This window comes from uncultured Erythrobacter sp., from assembly GCF_947499705.1.
Taxonomy (GTDB): Bacteria; Pseudomonadota; Alphaproteobacteria; order Sphingomonadales; family Sphingomonadaceae; genus Erythrobacter.
The window spans coordinates 314,930-328,558 of sequence record NZ_CANMPJ010000001.1 but is presented as its reverse complement, the minus strand read 5'-3'; the positions used below and the strand labels follow the sequence as shown (position 1 = coordinate 328,558).

The window sequence follows — 13,629 nt, the reverse complement described above, 5'->3', positions numbered from 1 at the left end:
TCTAATGTAATCAGGAGTTCGAACCCCAGCGCGGCGAATTGGTGCGGGCGAAGGGACTCGAACCCCCACATCTTTCGATACTGGTACCTAAAACCAGCGCGTCTACCAATTCCGCCACGCCCGCTAGCCCGAACGAAGCCGCGCGGGAAACCGAGTGGCTCCCGCGCGTATGAGCGGGCCTGTATCCCGGTCCACGCAAAAGGGCAAGCGTAACACGCCCCATCAACAGAGTTGTCGTAGGGACAATCCGACATTAGAGGCGCGCACATGACTGAAGAGACAAAAAGCGACCTCCCGCCCGATCACCTCGCTGTGAGCCCGCGTAGCCCGCACTTTGATGGCGAAGCCTTGCAACGCGGCGTTGGCATCAAGTTCAAGGGGCGCGTGCGCACCGATATCGAGGAATACTCGATTTCCGAAGGCTGGGTGAAGGTTCAGGCAGGAAAGACCGTCGACCGCAAAGGCAACCCGCTACTGCTGAAACTGCCGGGCGAAGTCGAAGCCTGGTTCGAAGACCTCGGCGATGATCCGCCGATCGCAAAGAAAGGCTGACAGCCGGTTCGCTTGCCAAGTGGCGAGTGAAGCGCCACCTGTCGTGCAAGCATGAAACCACAAGTCATCATCATCGGCAGGCCCAATGTCGGCAAATCGACGCTGTTCAACCGGCTGGTTGGCAAGAAGCTCGCGCTGGTCGACGATCAGCCCGGTGTTACGCGTGACCGCCGGATGGGTGACGCCGAGATTGCTGGCCTTCAATTCACCATCGTCGATACGGCAGGTTGGGAGGACGAGAACGAGCTCACCTTGCCTGGTCGGATGCGCAAACAGACAGAAGCGAGCCTTGAAGGCGCCGACGTCGCGCTGTTCGTTGTCGATGCGCGCGCAGGACTGACGCCGCTCGATGAAGAAATTGGGCGCTATTTGCGCGAACACGATGTGCCGATTGTCCTTGTTGCCAACAAGGCCGAAGGCGCGGCGGGCGAAAGCGGTGTGCTCGAAAGCTACTCACTCGGGTTTGGCGATCCGGTCCCGCTGTCTGCCGAGCATGGCGAGGGTGTCGCCGATCTGTTCAGCGCGCTCTGGCCGATCATCGGTGAAAAGGCGGACGCCGTAGAAGCGGCTGCCCAGCTCGCCTCCGAAGAAGAAGACGAAGACGCCCCGCTGGGACCGCTGAAACTTGCGATTGTCGGACGCCCCAATGCCGGCAAGTCGACTCTGATCAACCGCCTGCTCGGCGAAGACCGACTGCTGACCGGACCGGAAGCAGGGATCACACGCGATTCGATTGCGATCGATTGGGAATGGACCGACCCGAAATCGAACGAGACCCGCGATATCCGGCTGATCGATACCGCCGGGATGCGCAAGAAACGCAATGTGGTCGAAAAGCTCGAAAAGCTCTCAGTCGCCGATGCCCGCCGTGCCGTGGACTTTGCCGAGGTCGTGGTGCTGCTGCTCGACGCCACTCAGGGCCTCGAGCATCAGGACCTCAAGATCGCCAGCCTTGCTCTCGAAGAAGGGCGCGCGTTGATGATCGCGATCAACAAATGGGACATCGCCGAGGACGCGAGCGGGTTGTTCAACGGCATCCGCGCGGCGCTCGACGATGGCTTGGCACAGGTACGAGGCGTGCCATTGTTCGCTGTGAGCGCGAAGACCGGCAAGGGTCTCGACCCGATGCTCAAGGCGGCTTTCGATCTGCGCGACAGCTGGTCGAAGCGCGTGCCTACAGCTGCGCTCAACCGCTGGTTCGACGATGCGATGGAAGCCAACCCGCCACCCGCCCCCGGAGGTCGCCGGATCAAACTGCGCTACATCACTCAAGTCGGCACCCGTCCGCCGCGCTTCGTGATCTTCGGAACGCGGCTCGACGATCTGCCCAAGAGCTATGAGCGCTATCTGGTCAACGGCATCCGCGCGAAACTCGGCTTCGATGCCGTGCCAGTGCGAGTATCACTGAAGAGCCCCAAAAACCCCTATAACGCGAACAAAGGCGGGGGTGGCAATTACAGTGGAGGCAGCGACAAATCGTGATGCTTGACCTGCTTGGCGCCGCCATAGCGAACGACTTGCTGCAGCAAACTGCAAGCACCCCTGCGGTGACGAAAGCGCTGCAATCCAGCCTTGCGCCCGCATTCCTGCTCGTCGGCATCGGCAGCATCATGAATGTCATGGTGGCGCGGCTGAACTGGATCGCTGGACGGATCGAGCGGCTGGAGGGCCACGACGACCCAGTCAAGGCTGCACGGGCAGAGGGCGAGATCGAATGGCTGTACGCCCGGCGAAATCTCGCCCGGCGTGCAATCATGGTTTCGACAGCGGCTGGAGCAATAATCAGTGTAGTGATCGCGCTTCTGTTCGTCTCAACCTACGTCGATGCACAGATCGGGACCGTCATCGCCATCCTATGGGTTGCCACTGTCGGCTGCTTGATCGCTGGCCTCGCGTTCTTTTTTCGAGAGACACTGCTCGCCGCGCGCGGGACTGGGCCGAATTCAGACTAAAACTCGTAGACAAAAAAAGGCGGAGCATCGTTGCCCCGCCCCTCGATTCTTCGTGGACCAATAAGACTTGAGCCTCAGCCGCCCTCGCCAGCGGCTTGGCTCTGCAACTGCACGTAGTTCTGCAGGCCCATCTTCTCGATCATATCGAACTGGGTTTCGAGGAAGTCGACGTGCTCTTCCTCATTGGTCAGGATACCGGCGAACAGGTCGCGGCTGACATAGTCGCGCACGCTTTCGCAATATTCGACCGCATCGCGCAGCAGAGGGATCGCGTCTTCTTCCAGCGCCATGTCCGCTTTGAGGATTTCCTCAACCGTTTCGCCGACGCGCAGATTGTGGATCGCCTGAAAGTTGGGGAGACCGTTGAGGAACAGCACTCGCTCGGCGAGCTTGTCGGCGTGCTCCATTTCCTCGATCGATTCCTTGCGCTCATATTCGGCGAGCTTGGTCACGCCCCAATCGTCGAGCACGCGGTAGTGCAGCCAATACTGGTTGATCGCGGTCAGCTCGTTGGTGAGCGCCTTATTGAGATATTCGATGACTTTCGCATCGCCCTTCATGGCGGAAATTCCCTTGTGATGGTCCCAGGCGCACGGCGCGTCTGATCGATGAGTTGAACGCGCACAATATGGCGGCAGTTCCCATCCGGAACAAGGGATGTATCGAATTTTTTACTTATAAATCAGCGCTTTGCGAAAGGCTCGCAGTTGCGCTTGGTCAGCTTATACTGCGAGGTTTTCGCAAGAAGCCAGATCGCGCTCCTGCGCAATGATCCGCGCAGCCTTGATAAGGCATTGGCCGCAATTGGGTTTCTTGCCCATCGTCGCATAGGTCGATTCCGCATCGCCACCGGATTTCAGCGCCGCCTGACGCAGTTCGGTCTCACGAATGGCATTGCAGATGCAAATATACATGGTGCTTAGAATCACTCCTGCGAAGCGTTTGCAAAAGCAATGTATGAGAATTATTCTCAATAGCAAGGGGTTTTGTTCACCGCTGCCCTGCTGCAAGTGTGGCCGCAATCCTCAGCGCTTCAACGGAAACATCTTTCCATAGGTCAGGCAGCGCCACAGCCACTCGAGCGGACCATAGCGATACCGCTCCAGCCATGGTTTCGACCATGCCAGCATCAAGGCGCACGTTAGGGCCGTCACGACGTAGAGCATCGGACGACTAAGCTCTCCGAACAGCCCCAACGCCCAGCCGTGAAACACGAACAGCATTACAATAGACGTGCCGAGATAGTTGGTGAAAGCGGCACGCCCGGCGGCCGACACGCGCTGCGCCAGCCATCCGGTCCATTGCGGCGAATATTCCACCAGCAGTGCAGCGATCCCCAATGCCATCATCAGCCTTGGTATCGGACTCCAGCCTACGAAAATCGCCAGCATCCCGTAATAGGTATAGCCGTCACCCTTGGCCCACAGCGCGAGCGCGAGATGCCACGCTGCGCCGATGGTCAAGCCGAGCCAACCCCACAGGCGCATCTTGCGCGGCGCAAAGGACCCGCTGAAAAATCCCATTCGATACAGCGCCACGCCCAGCAGCATCAGCGGCAGCGATTCAAGCCCGAAGAAAAACACATTCACGAGCGGCTCGTACCAATGCTCGGTCGCCCTTAGCGTGACATATCCGAAATAGTCGCCCGACTGGATAAGCGCCGATTCCCGGCTACTTTCTGCCAGAGCCTCTGCCTTGCCGCGATCGAGGTCGACGCGCATCGGCGCCATTTCCTCGCTCTCGCCGATCGAAGTTTCGCTCACGACATACGGAACAGACAGCATCGTTGCGTACAGGAGAGCACCGAAAATGTAGCCAATCAGGCCAGTCCAGAGCTGCGCTTTGGCGCTCCATTTCAGACATCCGACGATCACGAAGCCGATCACGGCGTAGTAGAACAGAATGTCACCCAACCAGATGAGATAGAAGTGGATCATCCCGAACAGCATCAGGAAGAACAGCCGCCGCATCTGCAGTCGTCGAGACGCGCCCCTCGCCCAGGCTCGTTCCATGAACAGATAGAGCCCTGCCCCGAAGAGCAGAGTGAACAGGGCGCGCATCTTGCCATCGATCAGCACGAATTGCGCGACGAGCAGCCAATCCGAAGCTGGGCCATGATCGGTCAGAAACGCTTCGGGATACATATATGCCTGAAACGGCTGGCCGAATGCGACGATATTCGCGACCAGAATGCCCATCACGGCAATGCCTCGAATGAGATCGAGACTGCCGATACGCTCGGCTTTCTTGGCCGGAACCAACGAAGATTCGGGCGTGTCGACCGGTGCATCCTCGATCGGGACACTGCCCGCTTGTTCAACCGTACTCACTGGCGATCCCCCGCTGCCACACCTGACCCGTCAAGCATGGTAGCAGGCGGGCGCGTTAGGGGAAGTGCGTCCGTCGGAAGAAGTCTACGGCTTGGCGACCATGCAGGCTTGTCCCTGACGTTGCAAAGCGGTGCAGGCGGCCTGCGCTTCAGCGCGGCTGGCAAAACCCTTGGCTTGCAGCCGTGTTACGCGGCCAGCCGGGACGAGAATCTTGCTAGTCCCGGAGAGCGCGCTTGTCCCGGCGAGTTTGCGCCAAAGCTTGTCGGCATTGGCGCGCACACCGAATGCGCCCAGCTGGACTTTCCAATTGCCCGACCGATTTGTCGCCGAACGCGGCGGGGCGGCGACTGGGACCGGACGGACAGGACGCGGTGTGGCTGCAACTGGGGCCGGAACAGGCGTAATTGCGGAAGGAGCAGGTGCTGCCGGGCGCTTGCCCAGATCGACCGAAGCCAGTTCGGCAGCGCGGCGCTTACCCGCTTCGGCTTCGATTTCACGCGCGAGCAGTTGAGCCTGCTGACGCTGTTCCTTCGGAATGTACTCATCCATTTGCGCAAGCGCAGTGGAAGCCTGAGGCAACCCAGCCGATTGTGCCAAAGTCAGCAGCGCATAGGCACGCGGCCAGTCCTTGTCGGCGTAGTCGCCATTAAAGTGCGATAGCCCGACGATATATTGCGCGCGCGGATCGCCGCGATCGGCAGCGGCGCGGATCAGCGGCATCGCGGATTTCTGCTCGCCCTGTTGGAACAGGAGCAAGCCATAATTGTCGGCGGCCTTCACATGGCCTTTCTGAGCGGCTTCGGCATAAAGCTCACGCGCGCGTGAAACATCTGCAGCAACACCGCGACCAAGGCGGTAAGCCTGCGCGAGATTGAACAGAGCGTCAGGATCGCCATTCTGCGCTGGCATCTGCCATTCATTCACTGCACGGTTGAAATCGCCCTGGCTCCAGGCGTCGACGCCCGATTTCACATCGGCGGCAGCGGGAACGGCGATTGCGGTGAAAATTGCGGCGCCGGCCATTGCGGCGCTGCGCAGGTTTGAATTGATGCGGGATACGGTCATTGCGGCCACTCCTTAACGTTGCCGGCGCGTTCACGCGGGCAATCCTGATCTGAATGTGTGGCGGAGCATAGTGAACAATGCGTTAGGATTTGGTTGCCAAGAACCCGCGCTGATTACCAATGCGCAAACGAGTTCGAGATTTTTACCTTGTTGATCGGCCTCGGTCCTGTCTCGTTAACTCTAAATTAGTGGTGTCCTGCGATCTAAAGCTCATCCAGCCGCAATTGGGCGGCACCAATGGGCTAATTCCAGGGGGACCGAGCGTTGCGTGTACTCGCTTTGGCATCGCAGAAAGGCGGATCGGGGAAAACTACCCTGTCCGGACATCTGGCCGTACAGGCCCAGCGCGCAGGCGCCGGACCAGTCGTTTTGATCGACATCGATCCGCAGGGATCGCTCGCCGATTGGTGGAACGAGCGTGAAGCGGAATATCCCGCTTTCGCCCAAACCACCGTTTCGCGGCTTGCAAACGACCTTCAAGTCCTTCGTCAGCAAGGCTTCAAACTGGCCGTTATCGATACGCCTCCGGCGATCACGATGGCTATCCAGTCGGTCATCGGTGTTGCCGAGCTTATTGTCGTTCCAACTCGCCCTAGCCCGCACGATCTTCGCGCTGTCGGCGCTACGGTCGATCTGTGTGAGCGCGCAGGCAAGCCTTTGGTGTTTGTCGTCAATGCCGCCACGCCCAAGGCCAAGATTACTTCGGAAGCCGCCGTCGCGCTGTCGCAACACGGCACTGTCGCTCCGATCACACTACACCACCGCACCGACTTTGCCGCATCGATGATCGACGGCCGCACGGTCATGGAAGTCGATCCAGAAAGCCGCAGCGCTGCCGAGATGACCGCGCTGTGGAAGTACATTTCCGACCGGCTCGAAAAGAATTTCCGCCGCACAGTCTTTGCCACCCCAGGTGCGCAAACCGCGAGTGCTGGTGTCCGTTCCGGTGGCGGCTTTGGCCGCCGCGTGGCTCAGTAAGAGGCGCACCCAGCAATGTCCGAAGCCAGCTTCGCCTCGCTTGGGCCCACATTGCTCGCTCGCAAGGGCGGCGCAAAGCCAGCCATGCGTCCTCAAGTCGCCCCGCTCCCAGAAGATGTGGAGGACGAAGCGCTCGAGGATCTTGGCTGGAACGACATGGGCCAAGACGATGAAAACGGAGCCGATGTGGTTCCGATCACGCCCGACACCGCCAATCAGGACGCGCTCGAAGCAGCCAGTCCGGTGGTGAAGCGTCAGCAAAAAAATCTCGAAGACCGTGTGCTCGCCGATGCGGCGATGGAAGGCCCGGAAGCAGCTACCGACGACGCGACTGTCGAAGCGGCTGAACCCGCAATCACGGTTGCAAAAAAGCCGCGCAAGACAACCGCAAAGAAGCCCGCGGCCAAAGGTCGCCGTGCCGCTTTCACTCTGCGGCTCGACACGGATCGCCATCTCAAACTGCGGCTCGCCGCAACCATGCAGGGCAAGAGCGCCCAGGCAGTAGTGACCGAAGCGCTCGATGCGCTGCTGGATCAAATCGACGATATCGACGCGCTGGCTCAGCGCATGAAACGCACTTGAACGACCGAATGCCACATAGGACCACCGAGGGGACAATGACCATGGCTCGTACCACTACACACCGCATGAACGGCCCGAAGATCGGACTGATCATGACCACGGCTCTCGCCAGTGTCGCGCTTGCCGGTTGCACCGCTTCGGCGGCACCGAGCGCAGAAACCTCTTTCAACAAAGCGCAGTCCGCGCTCGAGAAAGGCAAGGCCGACAAAGCGATTTCGCATGCCGAAGCCGCCGTTCTGGCCGAACCGCGTAATTCCAGTTTCCGTGCGCTTCTCGGTGCATCTTACCTCGAAGCGGGCCGGTTCGAAGCCGCTGCCACCAGTTTCGGTGATGCGATTGAACTGGGCGATAACGACCCGCGTACAGTGCTGAGCTATGCCCTGGCCAAGACCGCTCTGGGCGACAGCTCGAGCGCGATTGAAATGCTCAGCGACTGGGAAGGCGCCATTGATCCTGCCGATCTTGGTCTGGCCTATTCGCTGGCCGGCAAGCCTGAACGCGGCATCCACATTCTGGTCAACGCGCTGCGTTCTGGCCAAAACAGCGCCAAGGTTCGCCAGAACCTCGCTTACAGCTACGCCCTTTCCGGCAACTGGCGCGGCGCCCGCGTGATGGCGTCGGAAGACGTTCCTGCGGATCAGATCGATGCTCGCCTGAGCGATTGGGCTGCAACTGCGAAGCCTGAAGACGTGATGGTCCGTGTGGCCACGCTGCTGCAGGTTTCTCCTTCGAACGCCGGCGGACAGCCGAACCATCTCGCACTGGCCAACTTCCCGAGCCAGCAAGCGATGGTCGCCGAAGCAGCCGTGCAGGTTGATGTGCAGGCAGAGGCAGGCCGCGAATTGACCGATGCCGATCTGGTGGAAGCTCCGGCTGAGCCGAGCCAAACCGAAACGCTGGCGATGAAGATGGATGCCGAACCCGAAGCCGTTGATCCAGTGGTTTCGAGCATCCTGCGGGCAACCACTTCGGTTCCTGTAGTTCAGCCGATCCCGGCATCTTCGGTCGCACAGGCACCTGCTCCAGCTCCAGTTGCAGCACCGGTTGCAACACCCGCTGCACCTGTCCCCGTAGCATCCGCCACCCCGCGCTTCGTTTCGAACGCCGTGGTGCAGAAAGTGCCAGAGAAGGCCAAAGAAGAGCCCAAGGCACCGCAGCGCGTAGCCAAGAAGGCGCCACAGCGCCGCATGGCTGCAACTCGCGCCGCATCGAGCGACAAGTCGGCCAACAGCCACCTGATCCAGCTCGGCAGCTATGACACCCGCGCGGTTGCGAAAGCCAAGTGGAAAGAATTCCAGAAGCGCTTTCCGGCTCTGAAAGGCCATGACGTTGTAATAACCAAGGCGAAAGTGAACGACCGCATCTTCTACCGCGTCGCCGCAGCAGGCTTTGGCCCGCGCAGCGCCCGTGCAATGTGCGGATCGGTCAAATCTTCCGGTCGCGGTTGCTTCGCCTATGCCAAGTCGAGCCCGCCCAAGGGTGCAATCGACAGCGGCGTACGGGTCGCAGCGCGCTCACGCTAATTTCTCCAAGCTCTCCATGAGCTTCAGCGAGACTTTCACCCCCGGAGCCCCAAGCTCCGGGGGTATTTTTTGGACTACAGCTCGATTTCGACCCCGCCCTTGATCAGGCCCCGCACCCTGCCCTGCATTCCTTGCCGGTCGAACGGGGTGTTGTCCGCCGTCGCTTCCATCTTGGTGCGGTCCACGAACCATGGTGCTTCCGGATCGATCAGCGCGATGTCGGCTTCCATGCCCTGTTCAAGTGATCCTGCGGGGACTCCAAGGAGCTTCGCAGGGTTTGCCGCAAGTAGCTCGAACGCCCGACCCATATCGATCACTTCGTCGCGCACCAGGCTTAGCGTCATCGCCAGCAGCGTCTCCGCCCCTGCCATGCCCGGCTCGGCATCGGCGAATGGCAGACGCTTGCCCTCTGGGCCGCAAGGATCGTGACCGCTGGAAATCACATCGACTACACCCTCCCCGATTGCAGCGCGCGCCGCCTGACGGTCGGCTTCGCACCGCAGCGGCGGGGAAAGCTTCATAAATGTGCGGAAATCGGCGGTGTCGAGATCGGACAGCATGAAATGCGCCGGTATGATCCCGCACGTTACATTCACGCCGCGCGCCTTGGCATCGCGTACCAGATCGAAGCCGCGCGCTGTTGTCACCTGCCGGATGTGCAGCCGCGCGCCGCTCATTTCGGCCAATCCAATATCGCGCGCAATCGCCAAAGCCTCAGCTTCGGCAGGTGCACTTGGCAATCCAAGCCTTGTGGCGACCTCGCCAGCTGTCGCCGCGGCTTCACCGGTCAGTCCGGCATCTTCGGCATGCGTCACAACAACCAGATCGAGCATGGCGGCGTATTGCAGCAGCCGCAGCATCACGCCCGAATCCGCGATCCATTGCCGTCCGGTCGCGATCCCTCGCGCACCGGCATCCCGCATCAGCGCAACTTCGGCGAGTTCACGGCCCTCCAGACCTCGCGTGGCAGCCGCGAGCGGATGCACCCAGAGATCGGGCTTGCCGCTCTTGGCGATGTAATTGACGCGGCTCGGATAATCGAGCGGCGGAGACTGATCGGGCATCAGCGCCGCGCGCGTGATCCCGCCAAAATGAAACGCCGGCTTGTCGACAGAGAACACGCCAAGGTCGACGAGACCCGGCGCCACAAGCTTGCCGCGAGCGTCGATCACCGCGTCGCCATCCTGCGGCGCGACATTCGCGCCGAGCGCCTCGATCAGCCCACCGTTAAGGCGGATCGCGCCTTCAATCACACCGTCAGGTGTGACCAGTCTGCCGCCAGTAATCGTGATTGGCTGGACCTGTTTCATGCTGCCCACCCTTCTACGCCGCGCGCGCTGCGTGTCAGGATATCGAGGCTCGCCATGCGGATCGCCACGCCCATCTCCACCTGCTGGGTGATGATCGAGCGGTCGATCATATCCGCGACCTCGCTGTCGATCTCCACCCCGCGATTCATGGGTCCCGGATGCATCACCAGCGCCTCAGGGGCGGCGCGGTCCAATCGCGCTTTCGTCAGACCGTAGAGATGATGATACTCACGCGCCGACGGAATGAACTGCCCGGCCATGCGTTCCGATTGCAGCCGTAGCATCATTGCCACATCAGTGCCGCTCAGTGCCGCATCGAAATCATGGAATGGCTCCACGCCCATCGCTTCGATGCCGGAAGGCATCAGCGCGGGCGGAGCGCAGGCGCGGACTTTTGCTCCCATCGCCTGCAAACACAGAATGTTAGAGCGCGCGACCCGGCTGTGCAGGATGTCGCCGCATATCGTCACGGTCAAACCGGTGAAATCGTCCGAGTCTTCGCCGCGCTCGCGCAGCTTTTCACGCAAAGCCAGCGCATCGAGCAGTCCCTGCGTGGGATGCTCATGGCTGCCGTCACCCGCGTTCAGCACCGGACAATCAACCTTGTCCGCGATCAACCGCGTCGCTCCGCTCGATCCGTGGCGTATCACAATCGCATCGGCTCGCATCGCGTTGAGCGTGATCGCGGTGTCGATCAGCGTCTCGCCTTTCTTCACCGAGCTTTGCGCCGCATGCATATTGACGACATCGGCGCCCAGCCGCTTGCCCGCAATCTCAAAGCTCAACAACGTCCGCGTCGAGTTTTCGAAGAAGGCGTTGATGATCGTCAGCCCGCTGAGCAGTCCAACATGCTTGGAGCTTTGACGGTTGAGATCGACCCATTGTTCCGCCTGATCGAGCAGGTAGAGTATCTCATGTCGCTCTAGCTGGCCGATGCCTAGCAAATCGCGATGCGGAAACGCGAGCCGACCCGCCGGAAAGCGGCTGTCGCCCGTGCTGGATTGTGCGTCTGTCATTAAAGCCACGCCGTTAGACGAGTGCCATCGTGCACTCAACCCATTGGAACATGCGCTCCCCATAGAAGTTTTGGGAACGAAGCCCTAAGTGGGAACGGGTGAATTTATTCGCATACAGAGGAATACAGCTTTCATGAGTTTTGCAGGCAAGGTTTGGAAACTGCTGGTCGGGGTCAAAGACGCCCTCGTCCTGATCTTCATGTTGTTGTTCTTCATTGCGCTGTTCAGCATACTGACCATGCGGCCGAGCCCCGGCCAGGTCCGCGATGGTGCGCTCCTGATCGATCTAGATGGATATGTTGTCGAAGAGCGGTCGGAGATTGATCCTCTCAACGTCCTGATCAGCGGTGAAGCACCTGTTGGCGAATACCGCGTCCACGATCTCGTCCGTGCACTCGATGGAGCCGCGAGCGATGACCGGATCAAGGCGGTTGTGCTGGACATGACCGGCTTTATCGGCGGCGGACAGGTCCACATGCAGGCCATAGGCGAAGCGATGGACCGCGTGCGCAAGGCCGAAAAACCCGTGCTGACCTATGCGCTCGCCTATGGCGACGATCAAATGCACCTGGCGGCACATGCCAGCGAGGTCTGGGTCGATCCCCTCGGCGGTGCGCTGATCTCAGGCCCCGGCGGCAGCAACCTCTATTACGCCGACCTGCTCGACCGTCTGAACATCAACGCGCGCATCTACCGCGTCGGCACTTTCAAATCGGCGGTCGAACCGTTCTCGCGCAATTCGATGTCGGATGAAGCCCGCGAAAACCTCTCCAGCCTTTACGGGGCGCTGTGGGAAGAGTGGCAAGCCAATGTGAAGAAGGCCCGCCCCGCAGCGAAGCTTGACCGTGTGACCGGCGATCCGGTTGCGTGGGTGCAAGCGTCGGATGGCGATCTTGCAACGGCTGCGCTCGACGCGGGTTTGGTCGACAAGCTCGGTAGCCCGACCGAATTCGGGACGCGTGTTGCTGAGATTGCGGGCGAAGACACATGGAGCGAAGCGCCCGGTTCCTACGCCAAGACCGAACTCGGCCCGTTCCTTTCCGCGACCACACCTTCGCAAAGCGGCAAAGCCATCGGCGTCGTTACGGTGGCTGGCAACATCGTTGATGGTGAGGCGGGTCCAGGGACAGCTGGCGGGGCGCGCATCGCACGCTTACTCGACGAAGCTCTGGATGACGATTTCGCTGCTCTGGTTGTGCGAGTGAATTCTCCGGGTGGTTCGGTAACGGCCTCCGAAGAAATCCGCCGGGCGATCAATCGTTACCGCGAGAAGGATATTCCGGTGGCGATCTCGTTCGGCAATGTCGCGGCGAGTGGCGGCTATTGGGTGGCGACCGCTGGTGACCGTATCTTTGCCCAGCCCGAGACGATCACCGGATCGATCGGTGTGTTCGCTGTGCTGCCCACATTCGAGGATGCGGCCGCTGACATTGGCGTGAATGCCGACGGGTTCCGTACGACGCCGTTATCTGGCCAACCCGATCTGCTCGACGGCCTTACGCCAGAGGTCGATGCGATCTTCCAGGCCTCGATCAGCAACACCTACACTGACTTCCTCGAACGGGTCAGCGAAGCGCGCAGTCTAGAAACATCGCGCGTCGATCAGATCGCGCAAGGCCGTGTGTGGGACGGCGGTGCTGCGCATAACCTTGGCCTGGTCGATCAATTCGGCGGACTGAGCGATGCGCTGGCATGGGCGGCTGGTGAAGCCGGACTGGAGGAAGGTGGTTGGCATCCAAAGTTTCTGGGTCAGGCACCGGGACAGTATGACTCGCTGGTCCGCCAATTGGTCTCTGGCTCCGGCGAGGGCAAGCGCGCGCGCGGCGGTGACATTTTCGCCATCGCCGCCCAACAGCGCGTCGGACTTATCGCCAGGATCGGAAGCGATCTCGAAGTGCTGAGCGGTGCGAAGGGCGTGCAGGCCTATTGCCTGGAATGCCCCAGCGAACCGAGCGCCTCCAGCCTTTCCAGCAAAGAGGCTGTCACGCTGTTTGGCCAATTGCGAGCGCTGATCGGAAGCTGAGCTGACGGCACCATTTGCGCTTGCCTAGCAGGCACACCCGCAGTAGATGCGCGCCCCTGTCCGGGCATCAGCCCAAAGGACGGGCGCGTAGCTCAGTGGTAGAGCACACCCTTCACACGGGTGGGGTCGCAAGTTCAATCCTTGCCGCGCCCACCATCTTTTCAATTACTTAGAAGAGACAGAAAAGTCCGATCGATTGAAGGCCAAATCCGACTACGGCCATTCGGTTTTCGGAGCCCAGTTTCTGAATCCGGAAGGGGAAGCGGGCACTGCGACCAGACGACAATACCCGCTTTCC

The 13,629-nt window shown here is 60.6% G+C and carries 13 protein-coding genes and 2 tRNA genes; 8 read left to right on the top strand and 7 right to left on the bottom strand.

Going from position 1 to position 13,629, the window contains the following annotated elements; translation table 11 throughout:
- Positions 1 to 39: 39 nt before the first annotated feature.
- Positions 40 to 124: transfer RNA gene (locus tag Q0837_RS01395), tRNA-Leu, on the bottom strand.
- A gap of 143 nt (positions 125 to 267) precedes the next feature.
- On the opposite strand from Q0837_RS01395, the gene Q0837_RS01390 reads away from it, so the two are divergent.
- The 3 genes from Q0837_RS01390 to Q0837_RS01380 are packed head-to-tail and all read left to right on the top strand — an operon-like array spanning position 268 to position 2,504.
- Positions 268 to 552 carry a DUF3297 family protein gene (locus tag Q0837_RS01390; RefSeq protein ID WP_298464275.1) on the top strand — a complete coding sequence of 95 codons (285 nt, stop codon included), beginning with the start codon at positions 268 to 270 and terminating at the stop codon, positions 550 to 552.
- Between the two features lie 51 nt (positions 553 to 603).
- Complete coding sequence (der, locus tag Q0837_RS01385) at positions 604 to 2,034, top strand: ribosome biogenesis GTPase Der (RefSeq protein ID WP_298464272.1); 1,431 nt, start codon at positions 604 to 606, stop codon at positions 2,032 to 2,034.
- Positions 2,034 to 2,504 carry a DUF2721 domain-containing protein gene (locus tag Q0837_RS01380; protein WP_298464269.1) on the top strand — a complete coding sequence of 157 codons (471 nt, stop codon included), beginning with the start codon at positions 2,034 to 2,036 and terminating at the stop codon, positions 2,502 to 2,504. Before der ends, Q0837_RS01380 begins: the two co-directional genes overlap by 1 nt.
- 74 nt (positions 2,505 to 2,578) lie before the next feature.
- Here the strand turns inward: Q0837_RS01380 and bfr are convergent, their stop codons facing one another.
- The 4 genes from bfr to Q0837_RS01360 all read right to left on the bottom strand — a co-directional run bounded on the left by bfr (position 2,579) and on the right by Q0837_RS01360 (position 5,899).
- Positions 2,579 to 3,064 carry a bacterioferritin gene (gene bfr / locus Q0837_RS01375; protein ID WP_298464266.1) on the bottom strand — a complete coding sequence of 162 codons (486 nt, stop codon included), beginning with the start codon at positions 3,062 to 3,064 and terminating at the stop codon, positions 2,579 to 2,581.
- A 162-nt stretch (positions 3,065 to 3,226) separates the two neighbouring features.
- On the bottom strand, positions 3,227 to 3,418 hold the full coding sequence (locus Q0837_RS01370; RefSeq protein ID WP_298469711.1) for a ferredoxin: 192 nt from the start codon (positions 3,416 to 3,418) through the stop codon (positions 3,227 to 3,229).
- A gap of 111 nt (positions 3,419 to 3,529) precedes the next feature.
- Positions 3,530 to 4,834, bottom strand: coding sequence for a DUF418 domain-containing protein (locus tag Q0837_RS01365; protein ID WP_298464263.1), 1,305 nt, complete (start codon positions 4,832 to 4,834; stop codon positions 3,530 to 3,532).
- Between the two features lie 84 nt (positions 4,835 to 4,918).
- Positions 4,919 to 5,899, bottom strand: a complete 981-nt coding sequence (locus Q0837_RS01360) for an SPOR domain-containing protein (RefSeq protein WP_298464260.1) — start codon at positions 5,897 to 5,899, stop codon at positions 4,919 to 4,921.
- 264 nt (positions 5,900 to 6,163) lie between these two features.
- Between Q0837_RS01360 and Q0837_RS01355 the strand changes: the two genes are divergently transcribed.
- Genes Q0837_RS01355 through Q0837_RS01345 form a run of 3 tightly spaced genes read left to right on the top strand, consistent with a single transcriptional unit; the run spans position 6,164 to position 8,982 of the window.
- Positions 6,164 to 6,877, top strand: a complete 714-nt coding sequence (locus tag Q0837_RS01355) for a ParA family protein (protein WP_298464257.1) — start codon at positions 6,164 to 6,166, stop codon at positions 6,875 to 6,877.
- Positions 6,878 to 6,892: 15 nt separating this feature from the next.
- Positions 6,893 to 7,459 carry a hypothetical protein gene (locus tag Q0837_RS01350; protein WP_298464254.1) on the top strand — a complete coding sequence of 189 codons (567 nt, stop codon included), beginning with the start codon at positions 6,893 to 6,895 and terminating at the stop codon, positions 7,457 to 7,459.
- Between the two features lie 41 nt (positions 7,460 to 7,500).
- Complete coding sequence (locus Q0837_RS01345; RefSeq protein ID WP_298464252.1) at positions 7,501 to 8,982, top strand: tetratricopeptide repeat protein; 1,482 nt, start codon at positions 7,501 to 7,503, stop codon at positions 8,980 to 8,982.
- Positions 8,983 to 9,056: 74 nt separating this feature from the next.
- Here the strand turns inward: Q0837_RS01345 and Q0837_RS01340 are convergent, their stop codons facing one another.
- Together Q0837_RS01340 and Q0837_RS01335 are read right to left on the bottom strand one after the other, a co-directional pair.
- Positions 9,057 to 10,292, bottom strand: a complete 1,236-nt coding sequence (locus tag Q0837_RS01340) for a dihydroorotase family protein (RefSeq protein WP_298464249.1) — start codon at positions 10,290 to 10,292, stop codon at positions 9,057 to 9,059.
- Positions 10,289 to 11,308, bottom strand: coding sequence for an aspartate carbamoyltransferase catalytic subunit (locus Q0837_RS01335; protein ID WP_298464246.1), 1,020 nt, complete (start codon positions 11,306 to 11,308; stop codon positions 10,289 to 10,291). The genes Q0837_RS01340 and Q0837_RS01335 overlap by 4 nt, the downstream gene beginning before the upstream one ends.
- Before the next feature lie 133 nt (positions 11,309 to 11,441).
- Here Q0837_RS01335 and sppA point away from each other — a divergent pair, with 133 nt between their 5' ends.
- Positions 11,442 to 13,331: a signal peptide peptidase SppA gene (sppA, locus tag Q0837_RS01330; RefSeq protein WP_298464243.1), complete on the top strand. Its 1,890-nt coding sequence runs from the start codon at positions 11,442 to 11,444 to the stop codon at positions 13,329 to 13,331.
- Between the two features lie 81 nt (positions 13,332 to 13,412).
- Positions 13,413 to 13,487 (top strand) — tRNA-Val (locus Q0837_RS01325).
- The last annotated feature ends 142 nt before the right edge of the window (positions 13,488 to 13,629 follow it).